The following is a 13,563-nucleotide window of genomic DNA, read 5'->3' on the forward strand; positions in this document are numbered from 1 at the left end:
ACTAGAGCGTGATGGGCAGCTTCAGAGTCAATTCACTGCTGGGGGCGTTTTCGGTCACCCCAACGTTGACGGTCAGGTTCAGGGAGGTGTTGGCCGTCAAGCGTTGGGACAGGCCGAAAGCCAGGGAGCCGACCTGAATTCGGTCGAAGTTGGCGTCGGTAATGCCGCTGTCGGCCTGGAAAAAGGTTCTGCCGATGATCGAATGGTCGTAACTCAGACTGAACGAGGTGCGCTCATTGAAAGCGAAGCCCATGCCGAAGCCGAATCGGAAAACGTCCCCTGGGTTGTATTTACCTCCGCTTCGGGTGCCTTCATCCTCCTCGGGAGTCCAGACGTAACTCACGTTACCAAACAGCACCGCTGGGTCAGAGGGGTAGATGAAGGAAAGGCCCGGCTCCAGTGACCAGAAACCGGAGCCGGTGGGCCGTTCCTCGAGTTCGACACCAATGGGGTTGCCCTCGCCGTCTTCTACTATTCGTTGATCGACATCGTAGGGGCCCTTCCCGGTGGGGGCCCTTACCCGAAATACGCCGATCACGTAGGGCCAGCCATCCAGACCGTCGTTCAGCTGATAACGGGCGGACAGCTCTATGTCGCCGAGGCCCTGACCCGAGGACTCGTTCAGAGTATCGACTGGCGTTCCTTCAAAGGCTTCCCGTTCGCGGAGGTCTTCGTGAACACTTAACCAGGGAATCCTGATGTCCGCTTCCAGCCGGCTGGTAAAACCGTATTTGAAGGTCAATGCTCCGACAAAAATATCCCGCTGAATTTCCGAGATGTTGATCAGGCCCACCAGCAGCGCCGGAATGATGGTGTAGCCCTCAATGGCGACCCGGGTGGCGTTGCTGTGGGCATGGGAAATCGAGGGTTCGATGGTGAGCCGCCCCGGCCGGGTGACGATGCCCCGGTCGGTGGTAATGGAGGCAATGTCGGTTACCTGCTCTTTCTTCGCTTCGGCGTCTGCGGCCGTGGTCTCGCTACTGCCGGAGGAGGGGGCTTGCGCCCAACCCAGAGCGGGTGCCAGGCAAACGCTGGCGAACAACGGAAAGAGTCCTGGTTTGGTCATGGCAGATCTCCCTTCTGATGCTGGCCCTGCCGGTCCTGTCCGGACTGTGGGCCGGTGTTGTACTTGTCCATAAGCCGATAGAACGACACGCGAGAAATCTTGAGGATTCGGGCCGCGGCCGAGATGTTGTGGTGGGCCAGAGCCAGGCTGCAGGACAGCGCCTGCCGGTCGGCCCGGGCCCGGAATTCCTCCAGGCTGAGGTTGGAGGTGGTGGCGTCGGTGGTCAGCCCGGCGGGGCTCAACCCCAGATCGTCCGGTTCGATGGCGTCCTGGTCGCACAGCAGCAGCCCCTGGCGCAGCCGGTTTTGCAGCTCCCGGAAATTGCCGGGCCAGGAATGATTGACCAGGCTCTTGATCGCCGCTTCGCTCAGGGGTTTCTGCTCGCCCCCGAGGGCCGAGGCCGCCAACAGGGTTTCGGCCAGGGCGGGAATGTCTTCCCGGCGTTCCTTCAGCGGCGGCAGTTTGACCTCCAGGCCGCCGAGCCGGTAGTAGACGTCGCTGCGGAACTGGCCTTCACTGATCAGGTCGGTCAGCGGCTGACTGGTGGTGGTGATGATGCGGCTGTCGATCCGAATGGGTTCGCTGCCGCCCAGTCGCTCGATTTGCCCTTCCTGCAGGAATCGGAGGATGGCCGACTGCTGCTCGAGATTGAGCTCATCGATGGAGGCCAATATGAGCGAGCCGCCGTTGGCCTGCTCCAGACGTCCCGGGTGGGCGCTGAGGGCATGGGTGAAGGCGCCCTTTTCGTAGCCGAACAGCTCGCTCTGGGTCAGCGAGTCGGGCAGGGCGGCGCAGTTGACCGTCACCAGGGGCCCGGCGGCCCGGGTCGAATGTTCGTGAATGAACCGGGCCGCGGCGTCCTTGCCGGTGCCACTCTCGCCGGTGATCAGCACCGGTTCGCCGGTCACCGAGAACCGCCGAAGCAGGCTGCGCACCTGGCGGATGGCGAGGGAATTGCCCTCCAGTACCAGGCTCTGGTAATCGTCCCGGGGCAGGCCGCCGCTGGATTCGCGAATGCTGGCCATGCCCCACAGGTGGCCCAGCACCGTATCGATGCGTTCGTGGTTCACCGGCAGGGTGTGGAAGTCGGAGCAGTAGCGGGTGATCAACTGGGCCGTTCGGGTTCCGGTCACAGGCCGGTGCGGAACGATGCCGACCCAGTAACTCAGGCTCAGCGCCTCCAGCCATTGTTCGAGCCAGGGCAGGTCGTCCGCCGCCGGCCGGGTGAGATCCAGAACGCCGACCTTGGCGGCCCTCGGGGGTGACAGAAGAATGGGCACCGGCTTTTCCGGGTTGTAGTCCAGCAGGTCCCAGCGGGAACCCAGCGCCGTGCGAACGTTGCTATAGCGGTGTGCCGCTGACAACCAGACGAGCGGTCTCTTTTCCATCATGGCAAACCTCCGTGAGAGTGATGCCTGGGAAACGGGACTGCTAGTTGTGCAGGGAAGTCCGGTAAGCCGGTAAGGCAAGTGGTCCGGTCACGGTCCTGTGACCCGTCACAACGGCCAGATGTCGGTCTGGCGTTTCCAACCCCGTATTCAGGATGTATGCCATATTTGGTTTCGATTGCGCTTTCAGGTGCTTGCAAGATCCGGCTGGAGATGGATTCGTACTACTGTAAAAATCACCGACAGTGGCTCCCGCAGCCGCCGGTGAGCGCATCTGATATGCTGAACGAAAAACCGGAAGGCTAAGGGCTTATGGGCGACATGCAACCTCTTCATCTGGCACGAATAACACCGGACGACCTGTTACGGGAGCTGGAACGAACCCGTGAGCGCACCCGGGCGCTGATCACCGCCCTGCCGGAAGACAAGCTGGATGTGCCCTACCACCCGGGTGTAAACCCGCCGCTGTGGGAAATGGGGCACGCCGCCTTTTTCTACGAGGTGTTCGTGTTCAATTTACTTGATGGAACACCCAGCTTTGACCCCGCCATGGACGATCTCTGGGACTCTTTTCACGTCGATCATCGCGATCGCTGGAACCGGGATCTGTTTCCCGCCCGGGCCGAGACCCTGGCGTATTTCGACACCATTTACGATCGGGTGGCCGACCGTATCCGTTCCCAGCCAGTGGACGACCGGACCCTGTATCTGAATCGATACGGCATTTTCCACCAGAACATGCATATTGAATCCTTGATTTGGTGCCGGCAGACCGTGGGCTATCCGGCCCCGCCCGACGCCGATGGCGCTCGCCCGGCGCCCGGTGCCCCTGTCGGTGGTGATGCCGAGATTCCCGCCGGGCGCTGGGTCATCGGCATGCCTGGGGCATCGGAGGCCTACGCAGATGCCGACTTTGCGTTTGATAACGAAAAGCCCCGGTTCGAGGTTGAGCTCGATGGCTTCGCCATTTCCCGCGAGCCGGTGTCCAACGATCAATTCCGCGCCTTCGTGGAGGACGGCGGTTATGACAAACCGGAGTTCTGGTCGTTTGGCGGTCGCAAGTGGCTGCGCACCGAAACCGACGTGTCACTGGTGCACGGCGGCCAGCACCGGGACCTGAAGGCCCCCAAGCATCCCCTGTACTGGCGCTGGCATGAGAACCAGTGGCAGCAGCGCTGGTTCGACCGGTGGCTGCCCCTGAATGGCGAGGCGCCGGTGGTCCACCTCAGCTATTGGGAGGCCGAGGCCTACTGCAATTGGGCCGGCCGCCGGCTGCCGACGGAATACGAGTGGGAGGTGGCGGCCCTGGGGAACCGGCCGGGTGAGGCGTTTCGCCGTTTCCCCTGGGGTAACCAGTCGCCCGATCGGCAGTTGGCGGACCTGGATGGTCAGGGCCTGGGACGCTACCCGGTGTACGACTTCCCGCAGGCGGATTCGCCGTTCGGCTGCCGGCAGATGATCGGCGGTGTCTGGGAATGGACCAGCAGTCAGTTCTTCCCCTACGACGGCTTCAAGGTGGATATGTACCCGTTCATGTCGACCCTGCAGTTCGGGGATCACAAGGTGACCCGGGGCGGCAGCTGCGCCACGTCGTCCTGCCTGATTCGAGGCACCTACCGCCAGGCCTACCTGCCCGAGCGCAACGACGCCTTCACCGGTTTCAGGACCTGCGCACGCTGACGCTGGCGGCCCGGTTCAGTCTGGCTGCTCGTCCGCCCGGTTCATGATGTGGCTGGCCAGGGCCACCCCGGTCTCGTTCATGGTCAGGTAGGCATCGTTAGCGCCGGCCTCGCGGATCTGGTGGGCCTCGTCCGCGTACATGGTGTGGGCCACGATGTAACCGCGAAAGCCCAGCTTTCTCAGCATGCGGGCGGCGATCAGCTTGGCCTCGATATCGCCCAGGGCCAGGATTACCGAATGCACCTCCGGCATGTGCAGGCCGTTCCAGAAGGACGCGTCCTCGGCGTCGGCAAACACCACGTTGCGTCCCTCCCGTTGATGCTTGGCGGCCTTTGCCGGGTCGGAATCCAGGCCCATGAGTTCCGCTTCCTGGGGCTGGATCCAGTCGTAGGCCGCGGTGCCGGTCCGGCCCATGCCCATGATCAGGACCCGGGTATTGCCGAGGGAGAGCGGCTGTTCGTCCGGGTGGTGCCTCTGGCCCTCATAGCGGCTCAAGCCAGAGCCATAACGCTCGTAAATCACGTGGGCGAAGCGGTTCAAGGGGGCGGAAATCAGGAACGACAGGGCGACGGAGATGGCCAGGGGCACCAGCCAGTCGGGCAGGGCCACGCTGGCCACGATCAGGCCGAACTCGCTGTAGTTGGTCAGCGCCAGGGCACTGAGAAAACCGCTGCGGGCCCGGAGCCGGAACAGCAGCAGCAGGAAGAAGAACAGGATGCCCTTGAGCGGCAGCACCAGGGTCGCGATCAGGGCGAAGACCATGGCTTCGTTGTCGGGCAGGCCACCAATGCCGATCTGCAGGAAGAAGCCGACCAGGAAGACTTCCTTGACGCTCCACAGCGACTTCGACAGCTCCTGGGAGCGCGGGTGCTTGGCCAGCATGGCGCCAAACACCAGCGCCCCCAGCTCCGAACTCAGGCCCACCGACTCGAAGCCAAAACCGCCCAGCACCAGGGCCGCCAGCAGGCCCAGTAGCACCAGCAGTTCGTCATGGCCGCTGGCATCCAGCAGCCGGAACAGCAGGGGCCGCAGCAGGGGCAGGCCGAACACCACCAGTGCCCAGTGGGACGGGGTCTGGCCGGCGGCGAGACTCATCACCACCAGCGCGATCAGATCCTGCATGATCAGGATGCCGATGGCGACCCGGCCGTGGAAGGCCCGCAGTTCGCGTTTGCTTTCCAGCACCTTGGCCGCCAGCACCGTGGAGGAAAATGACAGGGCGACCGCCAGCATCAGCGCGGTCGGCCAGGCCAGGTCCATGAGCAGGTAGAGTCCGGGGGTGAAAATGGCGCAGGTAATGCCGAAGTGCAGCAGGCTGCCGCCAATGACTTCTGGGCTGACAATGGATTTCAGCTTCAGTTTGAGACCGACGGTGAACAGCAGCAGCAGGACGCCCAGGTGGGCGATGTGGTTCAGGGCGTCGGTGGCCTCAATGGCCAGCCCGGTGACCGCGGACACGCTGCTGAGCAGGAAGCCGGCCGCCAGGTAGCCCACCAGGGGCGGCAAGCCGAGGCTCCTGACCAGCAGGCCAAGAGCGAAGGCAAAAGAAATCCAGAGAGCTTCAGGCATGGGGCGGTTTGTCTTGAAACACCATCGTTGTCTGAAAGGCTAGCGCGTTTTGCCCGCCCGGTGTAGTCGATAAACGTGGAAACTCACTGACTTTTCTGGGAAATCGGGGTTAGTCCGAGGTCGCCAGAAAGATCCGGAACAGCTGCGCCGAGCGTTCCGGCGCCTCCAGCATGGGCGCGTGGCCGATGCCGTCCAGCAGTTCCAGGCGGGCGTCGGGGATGGCCTCGACGAACAGCGCACCGTTGCGATAATCGATGATCCGGTCCTGCTTGCCCCAGACCACCAGCACCGGATCCTGGATCCGGGTGATCTGCTGCCGGAACGCCGGTTCAAAGCCGCTGTCGCGAATGGCGGCGAAGATCACCCGGTTGATGTCCTGATTGGCGATGGCCTTGTCTTCGAGCACCCCGAGAATGGGCCAGGGGACAAACGGCTCCTCCTCCAGGGCGAAGTCCATCAGACGCTTCAAATCGCCCGGCTTCGAGGGGATCAGGGGGTTGTCGCCCTCGCGGACCAGGTCGACCAGCTCGCTCTCGTGCTCGAAGATGCCGGCCGGATCGAACAGCACGGCCGTCTTGATGCGTTCGGGGTAACGGGCGGCGAAGAGCGCGGTGATGGCCCCACCCATGGAGTTGCCCATCATGTGGAACCGGTCGATGCCGAGCGCGGTCAGGATACCGGCCAGATGCTCGGTCTGCTCGTCCAGGGTGTAGCCCAGATCCAGCGGTTTGCTGCTGTCGCCGTGCCCCGGCAGGTCGATGGCATAAACGTTGAAGTCGTCGGTCAGTTGATCGGCAAGGCGGGTCCAGTTGTCCTTGTTGGCGCCGAAACCGTGCACCATCACGATGGTGTCGCCCGGATTCGCCTCGGCATTGCGCAGGTAGGCGATGTCCAGGTCACCGACCCGGGTGGTGGTGGCTTCCAGACCGGAGCTGGAGCGCTCCAGCTGGATCGCGGCCTCATACAGGCCCTGGCGGGAGCAGGCGCTGACCAGCGCCGCGACAAGGACGACAACGAGCAGTTGGAACCGGGGACGGCGTGGCATGGCGGCATTCCTGAGCAGTGAACGGGGTGGGTCTCGAGATCAGGCTGCTACCCTAGCCCAAAAAAAAGCCCGGTCAATGACCGGGCTTGGATTCCGTGGACTGGCTCAGCCTTGTTCGCGGCTAATGGCCCGAAATGCAATGTCCTTGCGGCAGAACACGCCGTCCCACTGGATTTGGCTGGCCAGCCGATAGGCCCGTTGCTGGGCCTCGGTGACCGTATTGCCCAGGGCAGTGGCGCAGAGTACCCGGCCGCCGTTGGTGACCACCTGGTCGCCATTCAGGCGAGTGCCGGCGTGGAACACCTTCTCGCCCTCGGTTTCGGCCTCGGGCAGGCCGGTAATGGCGTCACCCTTGTTGTAGGCGCCGGGGTAGCCGCCGGCGGCCAGTACGATGCCCACCGAGGCGCGGTCGTCCCACTGCGACTGGCACTGGTCCAGCTTGCCATCGATGGCGGCGCCGCACAGTTCGACCAGATCGGACTGCATGCGCAGCATGATGGGCTGGGTTTCCGGGTCGCCGAACCGGCAGTTGAACTCGATCACTTTCGGGGCGCCGCTGCCATCGATCATCAGGCCAGCGTACAGGAAGCCTTTGTAGGGATGGCCCTCGGCGGCCATGCCGCGCACGGTCGGGTAGATCACCTCGTCCATGATCCGCTGGTGCACGTCCGCGGTCACCACCGGCGCCGGGGAATAGGCGCCCATGCCACCGGTGTTCGGGCCGGTGTCGCCATCGCCCACGCGCTTGTGGTCCTGGGACGTGGCCATGGGCAGCACATGCTCGCCGTCCACCATGACGATGAAGCTGGCTTCCTCGCCGTCGAGGAACTCCTCGATGACCACGCGGCTGCCCGCGTCGCCGAAGGCATTGCCGGCCAGCATGTCGCGGATGGCGTCCTCCGCCTCGGCCAGGGTCATGGCCACGATTACGCCCTTGCCAGCAGCCAGGCCGTCGGCCTTGACCACGATGGGGGCGCCCTGTTCACGGACATAGGCCAGGGCCTGATCAACGTCGGTGAAGTTGGCGTAGGCCGCGGTCGGGATCTTCTGGCGCGCCAGGAAGTCCTTGGTGAAAGCCTTGGAGCCTTCCAGTTGGGCCGCGCCGGCGCTGGGGCCGAACACCCGCAGGCCACGCTCCTCGAAGCGGTCGACGATGCCGGCCACCAGTGGCGCTTCCGGGCCGACGATGGTCAGACCCACGTCGTGGGTGGCGGCAAAGTCGGCCAGGCCGTCCAGGTCCATGACGTCGATGTCGACGTTTTCCAGACCCGGTTCCCGGGCGGTGCCGGCGTTACCGGGGGCGACGAAGACACGGTCGGCGTCCGGAGACTGTGCCGCTTTCCAGGCCAGGGCGTGCTCACGGCCGCCGTTGCCGATTACAAGAATGTTCATGTCAGTAATCCTCAGACGGGTCCCGAATCAGTGGCGGAAATGGCGCATGCCGGTGAATACCATGGCGATGCCGTGTTCGTTGGCGGCGTCGATCACTTCCTGGTCACGCATCGAGCCACCGGGCTGGATCACCGCGGTGATGCCGGCCTGGGCGGCGGCGTCGATGCCGTCCCGGAACGGGAAGAAGGCGTCCGACGCCATCACCGAACCTTTCACCTCCAGGTTTTCGTCGGCGGCCTTGATGCCGGCAATCTTGGCGCTGTAGACCCGGCTCATCTGGCCGGCACCGACGCCGATGGTGCGACCGGCCTTGGCGTAGACGATGGCGTTGGACTTGACGTACTTGGCCACTTCCCAGGCGAACAGCAGGTCGTTCAGCTCTTCCTCAGAGGGCTGGCGTTCGGTGACCACCTTGACGTCTGCCATGGCCACCATGCCCAGGTCCCGGTCCTGGACCAGCAGGCCACCGGTGACCCGCTTGTAATCCATCGACGGGGCGCGTTCGCCGTTGAAGTCACCGCAGGCCAGCAGGCGCACGTTCTTCTTGGCGGCCACCAGTTCCACGGCGTCGGCCGCCACGCTCGGCGCGATGATGACTTCGACAAACTGGCGATCGATGATGGCCTTGGCGGTCTCGGCGTCCAGTTCCCGGTTGAAGGCGATGATGCCGCCGAACGCCGAGGTCGGGTCGGTGGCGAAGGCCAGGTCATAGGCCTGGCGGATGTCCGCGCCAATGGCGACACCGCAGGGGTTGGCGTGCTTGACGATGACGCAGGCCGGATCGGCGAAGGGCTTCACGCATTCCAGGGCGGCGTCGGTGTCGGCCACGTTGTTGTAGGACAGTTCCTTGCCCTGCAGCTGCTTGGCGGTGGCGACGCAGGCTTCCTTCGGGTTGCGCTCGGCATAGAAGGCGGCGCGCTGGTGCGGGTTTTCGCCGTAACGCATGTCCTGCACCTTGACGAACTGGGCGTTGAAGGTGCGGGGGAAGTCGGCGTTGTCGTTGTCCGGGGTACGGCCACCCAGGTAGTTGGCGATGGCACCGTCGTAGCCGGCGGTGTGCTCGAAGGCTTTCACGGCCAGGTCAAAACGGGTGCTGTAGGTCAGTTGGCCGTCGTTGTCGGCGAGCTCGTTCAGTACCCGGCTGTAGTCGGAGGCGTTAACCACAATGGCCACGTCATTGTGGTTCTTGGCCGCGGCCCGGACCATGGTCGGGCCGCCAATGTCGATGTTCTCGATGGCCGTGGCCAGGTCACAATCCGGGTTGGCCACGGTTTCCTCGAACGGGTAGAGGTTGACCACCACCATATCGATCGGGTTGATGCCGTGCTCACCCATCACCGTGTCGTCGGTGCCGCGACGGCCGAGGATGCCGCCGTGGATCTTCGGATGCAGGGTCTTAACCCGGCCATCCATCATTTCCGGAAAGCCGGTGTAATCGGACACTTCGGTTACCGGTACCTGGTTTTCCTTCAGGAGCCGGAAGGTGCCTCCGGTGGACAGCAGTTCAATGCCACGCTCGCTGAGGGCGCGACCAAATTCGACGATGCCGGTCTTGTCACTGACGCTGATCAGTGCCCGACGGACGGGGGAATTAGCCTGGTTTGCCATGAGTCACTTTCTTTGCTGGGGATGAACGAATAAGGGCCTCGCGAATGGTTCCGGGAGGCCCTTATCAAGTCAGGGTGTCTGGATTATAGCAGACCGTATTGCTTCAGCTTCTTACGCAGGGTGCCGCGGTTCAGGCCAAGCATGGTCGAGGCTTTGGTCTGGTTGTTGCGGGTGTACTTCATCACCTGCTCCAGCAGCGGCGCTTCGACCTCGGACAGCACCAGCTGGTACACCTCGGTGACCGGCGCGCCGTCCAGTTGCGCGAAGTAGTTCTTGAGGGCGACCTCGACGCTGTCACGCAGGGTGACGCTGTTGCCACTCCCGTTCACCGTCTGCAACTGGTGAATGTCCTCGTTGGTCGGGGTGCTCAGGTTATCGTTTGCCAAAGTCTCAGCGGTCATGCTGCGAATACCTCTCCATTTCGTAAGCCTGCAAAGTACTGTTGAATGCTGTCTGTCTGCTCCAGTGCCTCGTCGATGGCATTGAAGCGTTTGCGGAACTGTTTGCTCTGGTCGTGGGACTGCAGGTACCAGCCCACGTGTTTTCTGGCGATGCGCACACCCATGGTCTCGCCGTAGAAGCTGTGCAGTTCGGCCAGGTGGCCGAGCAGGATCTGCTCCACTTCGGTCATCGGCGGGGCCGGCAGATGCTGTCCGGTCTCCAGGTAATGGAGAATTTCCCGGAAAATCCACGGCCGCCCCTGGGCGCCCCGGCCGATCAGCAGGCCGTCGGCACCGGTGTGTCGAAGTACCTGTTGGGCCTTTTCCGGGGTGGTGATGTCGCCATTGGCGAACACCGGAATCCGGACCTGGGATTTGACCTCGGCGATGGTGTCGTACTCGGCGTCGCCATTGTATTTGTCTGCTCGGGTCCGACCGTGGACCGCCAACGCCTGTATGCCGGCATCTTCCGCCATCCGGGCAATGATGGGGGCGTTCTTGTTGTCCCGGTCCCAGCCGGTGCGCATCTTCAGGGTCACCGGAATGTCCACCGCGCTGACCACCGCGTTCAGGATCTCGCCGACCAGCTTCTCATCCTTCATCAGCGCCGAGCCGGCGGCCTTGTTACAGACCTTCTTGGCCGGGCAGCCCATGTTGATGTCGATGATCTGGGCGCCGAACTCGGCGTTCTGCCGGGCGGCATCGGCCAGCATGTCCGGATCGCCGCCGGCGATCTGCACCGAGCGCGGCTCCGGTTCACCGTCGTGGTTGAGTCGACTCCGGGATTTGCGCGTGTGCCAGAGCTTGCTGTCCGCTATGACCATTTCTGACACCGCCAGGCCCGCCCCCAGTCGCCGGCACAACAGCCGGAAGGGGCGATCGGTCACGCCCGCCATGGGCGCCACAATAAGCGGGTTGGGCAAGGTGTACGGCCCGATTTTTGCCGTTGGCAGCATGATCTGAGTCCGTGTCACAGCGAATTGAGCAAGGGTCGGATTCGTCGGTCTGATCAATAAGTGACCGATCGAGGTTCCGAAGGGCGCTAATGATACCGTCGGGTGCGGCCTGATTGAAGGGGCTGGATCGCGAAAAAACTGATTATTTTTCGTGCTTTCTGGTTGACTTTTGTTCTCTTTGATGACGGTCGACGCCCTGTGTCGAGTGAAGACTCGCTTACGGGGTCAGGGCGTGTACGGGCGAAAGTTCAGGTTGTAATTGACCGCATCCTTGCCGGGGTCGCGGATGTCGATGGCAATGCGGACCGGGGTACCCTTGGGCATGGCGGTCAGCTCGCGGCCGTCACCGGCCAGGTACTCGTCCGGGGTGAAAACGCTCTGGGCGACCACGTCGCCGTTCAGGTTGGAGAAGGTCAGGGCAATGGCCGGGAAGGGCTGCTCGAAATCGGCGCGGTTGATGATGACCGCATCGACCACCAGCTGGCTCCGGTTTTCCGGGTCGGTGCGCACCACCAGCTTGCGGCTCTGGATGGCATCGACATTGACCAGGGGCTTGAGTTCACAGCCAGCCAGTTCGCAGCCTTGCTCGTAGAACGGGCGCAGTTCCGGGATGGCGGAGAGCCGATCGAACTGGAACCAGGTTACCTGGGCGACCAGGACGCCGACCAGGGTCAGGACCACCAGGGTCCAGGCCAGGGTACGCCACCGGCCCGAGCCGCCGTCGTCCACCGACACCGGTTCCCGGCGCAGATCCTCGAACGGCAGGGTCGCGGCCATGGGCTCGCCCGGCTGATCGCCCTGGTGGTCAAAGTCGTACCGGGTGTCACTGCTGAACGACTCGTACAGCTGGTCGTCGGTCGCCTCGGTGGCCGTGCTCCGGTCGGTGGCGGAGGTGGGGGTCAGCTCCAGATCCGGCGCCGGTTCGGGGGCCGGCTCGGGTTCTGGTTCAGGCTCGGCGGTAACGGAGCTGGGGTCCGGCTCGGGCGATGCCGGTTCGGACGGCAGCGCCGAGGCATCCGAGCGTTTGGTGTCCTGCAGGATGGCTTCGGCCCAGCTTTCGTCAATGTCCCGGTCCGGGCGCTCCACCTCGGTGTCCCGGAATTCCGGCTGGCTGTCGCCGCCCATGCTGCGGAAGCTGTCGCTCAGTTCGTCGTCGGAGAAGGTCAGCTTGCTGCCGGCGTAGGGGCCCTCGGCGGCATCTTCTTCCGGATTGTCGGCGAACACAAAATCGTCGTCCGCGCCATGCCCACCCGGGGTCGGATCGGCCGCCGGGACGGACCGGGCCCTCGGGCTAGAGGGGATCACCTGGTGTTCAATGGCATTGAACACCGCCATGCAATTGCCGCAGCGCACCTTGCCCTTGGCGATACCAAGTTGTTCCTCGGTGACCCGGAACCGGGTCTGGCATTTTGGGCATTCTGTCTGCAGGCTGCTCTGACTCATGCATGGTTCCTGAAAGCGACGGGACTACGAGAGCGGAGTTTAGACCTTAAGGACCGGTTCGTCATCTGCCGTGGCGTCGTCCCGTGAGGCGTATCCAGTCTTCCCGTTGTTCCGGTTCGTCCATGACAAACCAGGGTTCGTAGGCGGCCATGACCTCGCGGGCCTGGTGCGCCAGGATGCCGGACAGGACCAGGTCGCCACCGGGTTTGGTCAGTGCCGCCAGGTGCGGTGCCAGGCCAACCAGCGGCTGGGCCAGGATGTTGGCGAGCATGACGTCGGCCTGGGTGTCCGGTTCGTCGGCCGGGAGATAGAGGTCGAGCCGGCGGTCCTCGACGCCATTGCGCCGGGCATTCTCGCGGCTGGCTTCCAGGGCCTGGGGATCGGTGTCGACACCGACCACGTGGTCGGCACCCAGCAGCAGGGCTGCCAGGCCCAGAATGCCGGAGCCGCACCCGTAGTCGGTCACCTGCTTGCCCTGGACGTCCTGGCCGTCGAGCCATTCCAGGCACAGCGCGGTGGTTGGGTGGGTGCCGGTGCCGAAGGCCAGGCCAGGGTCGAGCATCAGATTGGCAGCGTCGGGGTCGGGGGCGTCGTGCCAGCTGGGCACGATCCACAGGCGTTCACCGAACTTCAGGGGGTGGAAATCGTCCATCCAGGCCCGCTCCCAGTCCTTGTCCTCGACCAGGGTGACGTCAATCTCGGGCAGGGTCTGCTGGGTGGCCTGGTGCCAGGCGTCGCGGACATCGGCGCACAGCTGTTCGATGTCACGATCAGACTGGAACAGGCCGGTCACGGTGGTCTGGCTCCACAGGGGGGTGGTGCCAGGGTCGGGTTCGTACAGGGGCTGGTCGGCCGCGTCTTCCATGGACACGGCGTCCGCGCCCAGCTCCATGAGCAGATCCTCAAGCTGATCCGCGTTGTCCGGATCAGCTGGGATCTGAAGTTGTATCCAGGGCATAGAGATTCCTGCAGTGAT

The 13,563-nt window shown here is 63.8% G+C and carries 11 protein-coding genes; 1 reads left to right on the forward strand and 10 read right to left on the reverse strand.

The annotated features are described in order from the left end of the window. Position 1: 1 nt before the first annotated feature. Positions 2-1,066 carry a transporter family protein gene (locus U5822_RS08275; protein WP_322855155.1) on the reverse strand — a complete coding sequence of 355 codons (1,065 nt, stop codon included), beginning with the start codon at positions 1,064-1,066 and terminating at the stop codon, positions 2-4. Further along, the gene (locus U5822_RS08280) at positions 1,063-2,457 is read right to left on the reverse strand and encodes a sigma-54 dependent transcriptional regulator (RefSeq protein WP_322855156.1); all 1,395 of its coding nucleotides are present in this window, start codon (positions 2,455-2,457) and stop codon (positions 1,063-1,065) included. The genes U5822_RS08275 and U5822_RS08280 overlap by 4 nt, the downstream gene beginning before the upstream one ends. Positions 2,458-2,775: 318 nt before the next feature. Between U5822_RS08280 and senA the strand changes: the two genes are divergently transcribed. Next, entirely contained in the window at positions 2,776-4,134 is a 1,359-nt protein-coding gene (gene senA, locus U5822_RS08285; protein ID WP_322855157.1) for a selenoneine synthase SenA, read from the forward strand. A 15-nt stretch (positions 4,135-4,149) separates the two neighbouring features. Here the strand turns inward: senA and U5822_RS08290 are convergent, their stop codons facing one another. From U5822_RS08290 to prmA, 8 genes are all read right to left on the reverse strand, one after another. Continuing rightward, on the reverse strand, positions 4,150-5,703 hold the full coding sequence (locus tag U5822_RS08290) for a cation:proton antiporter family protein (protein ID WP_322855158.1): 1,554 nt from the start codon (positions 5,701-5,703) through the stop codon (positions 4,150-4,152). Positions 5,704-5,812: 109 nt separating this feature from the next. Then, complete coding sequence (locus tag U5822_RS08295) at positions 5,813-6,748, reverse strand: alpha/beta fold hydrolase (RefSeq protein ID WP_322855159.1); 936 nt, start codon at positions 6,746-6,748, stop codon at positions 5,813-5,815. A 105-nt stretch (positions 6,749-6,853) separates the two neighbouring features. Then, positions 6,854-8,140: a phosphoribosylamine--glycine ligase gene (gene purD / locus U5822_RS08300; protein WP_322855160.1), complete on the reverse strand. Its 1,287-nt coding sequence runs from the start codon at positions 8,138-8,140 to the stop codon at positions 6,854-6,856. Positions 8,141-8,167: 27 nt separating this feature from the next. Beyond that, positions 8,168-9,748 carry a bifunctional phosphoribosylaminoimidazolecarboxamide formyltransferase/IMP cyclohydrolase gene (gene purH / locus U5822_RS08305; RefSeq protein WP_322855161.1) on the reverse strand — a complete coding sequence of 527 codons (1,581 nt, stop codon included), beginning with the start codon at positions 9,746-9,748 and terminating at the stop codon, positions 8,168-8,170. 83 nt (positions 9,749-9,831) lie between these two features. After that, positions 9,832-10,149 carry a DNA-binding transcriptional regulator Fis gene (gene fis / locus U5822_RS08310; RefSeq protein WP_322855162.1) on the reverse strand — a complete coding sequence of 106 codons (318 nt, stop codon included), beginning with the start codon at positions 10,147-10,149 and terminating at the stop codon, positions 9,832-9,834. Continuing rightward, positions 10,146-11,144: a tRNA dihydrouridine synthase DusB gene (gene dusB / locus U5822_RS08315; protein ID WP_425258945.1), complete on the reverse strand. Its 999-nt coding sequence runs from the start codon at positions 11,142-11,144 to the stop codon at positions 10,146-10,148. The genes fis and dusB overlap by 4 nt, the downstream gene beginning before the upstream one ends. Positions 11,145-11,369: 225 nt before the next feature. Further along, positions 11,370-12,587 carry a DUF3426 domain-containing protein gene (locus tag U5822_RS08320; protein WP_322855163.1) on the reverse strand — a complete coding sequence of 406 codons (1,218 nt, stop codon included), beginning with the start codon at positions 12,585-12,587 and terminating at the stop codon, positions 11,370-11,372. A 61-nt stretch (positions 12,588-12,648) separates the two neighbouring features. Beyond that, entirely contained in the window at positions 12,649-13,545 is an 897-nt protein-coding gene (gene prmA / locus U5822_RS08325) for a 50S ribosomal protein L11 methyltransferase (RefSeq protein ID WP_322855164.1), read from the reverse strand. Between the last annotated feature and the right edge of the window lie 18 nt (positions 13,546-13,563).

The organism is Marinobacter qingdaonensis (assembly GCF_034555935.1).
Lineage (GTDB): Bacteria > Pseudomonadota > Gammaproteobacteria > Pseudomonadales > Oleiphilaceae > Marinobacter > Marinobacter qingdaonensis.

Coding starts and splice junctions, on each gene's coding strand:
- U5822_RS08275 (WP_322855155.1), bottom strand. CDS start 1,066: ATGACCAAACCAGGACTCTTTCCGTTGTTCGCCAGCGTTTGCCTGGCA.
- U5822_RS08280 (WP_322855156.1), bottom strand. CDS start 2,457: ATGATGGAAAAGAGACCGCTCGTCTGGTTGTCAGCGGCACACCGCTAT.
- senA (WP_322855157.1), top strand. CDS start 2,776: ATGCAACCTCTTCATCTGGCACGAATAACACCGGACGACCTGTTACGG.
- U5822_RS08290 (WP_322855158.1), bottom strand. CDS start 5,703: ATGCCTGAAGCTCTCTGGATTTCTTTTGCCTTCGCTCTTGGCCTGCTG.
- U5822_RS08295 (WP_322855159.1), bottom strand. CDS start 6,748: ATGCCACGCCGTCCCCGGTTCCAACTGCTCGTTGTCGTCCTTGTCGCG.
- purD (WP_322855160.1), bottom strand. CDS start 8,140: ATGAACATTCTTGTAATCGGCAACGGCGGCCGTGAGCACGCCCTGGCC.
- purH (WP_322855161.1), bottom strand. CDS start 9,748: ATGGCAAACCAGGCTAATTCCCCCGTCCGTCGGGCACTGATCAGCGTC.
- fis (WP_322855162.1), bottom strand. CDS start 10,149: ATGACCGCTGAGACTTTGGCAAACGATAACCTGAGCACCCCGACCAAC.
- dusB (WP_425258945.1), bottom strand. CDS start 11,144: ATGCTGCCAACGGCAAAAATCGGGCCGTACACCTTGCCCAACCCGCTT.
- U5822_RS08320 (WP_322855163.1), bottom strand. CDS start 12,587: ATGAGTCAGAGCAGCCTGCAGACAGAATGCCCAAAATGCCAGACCCGG.
- prmA (WP_322855164.1), bottom strand. CDS start 13,545: ATGCCCTGGATACAACTTCAGATCCCAGCTGATCCGGACAACGCGGAT.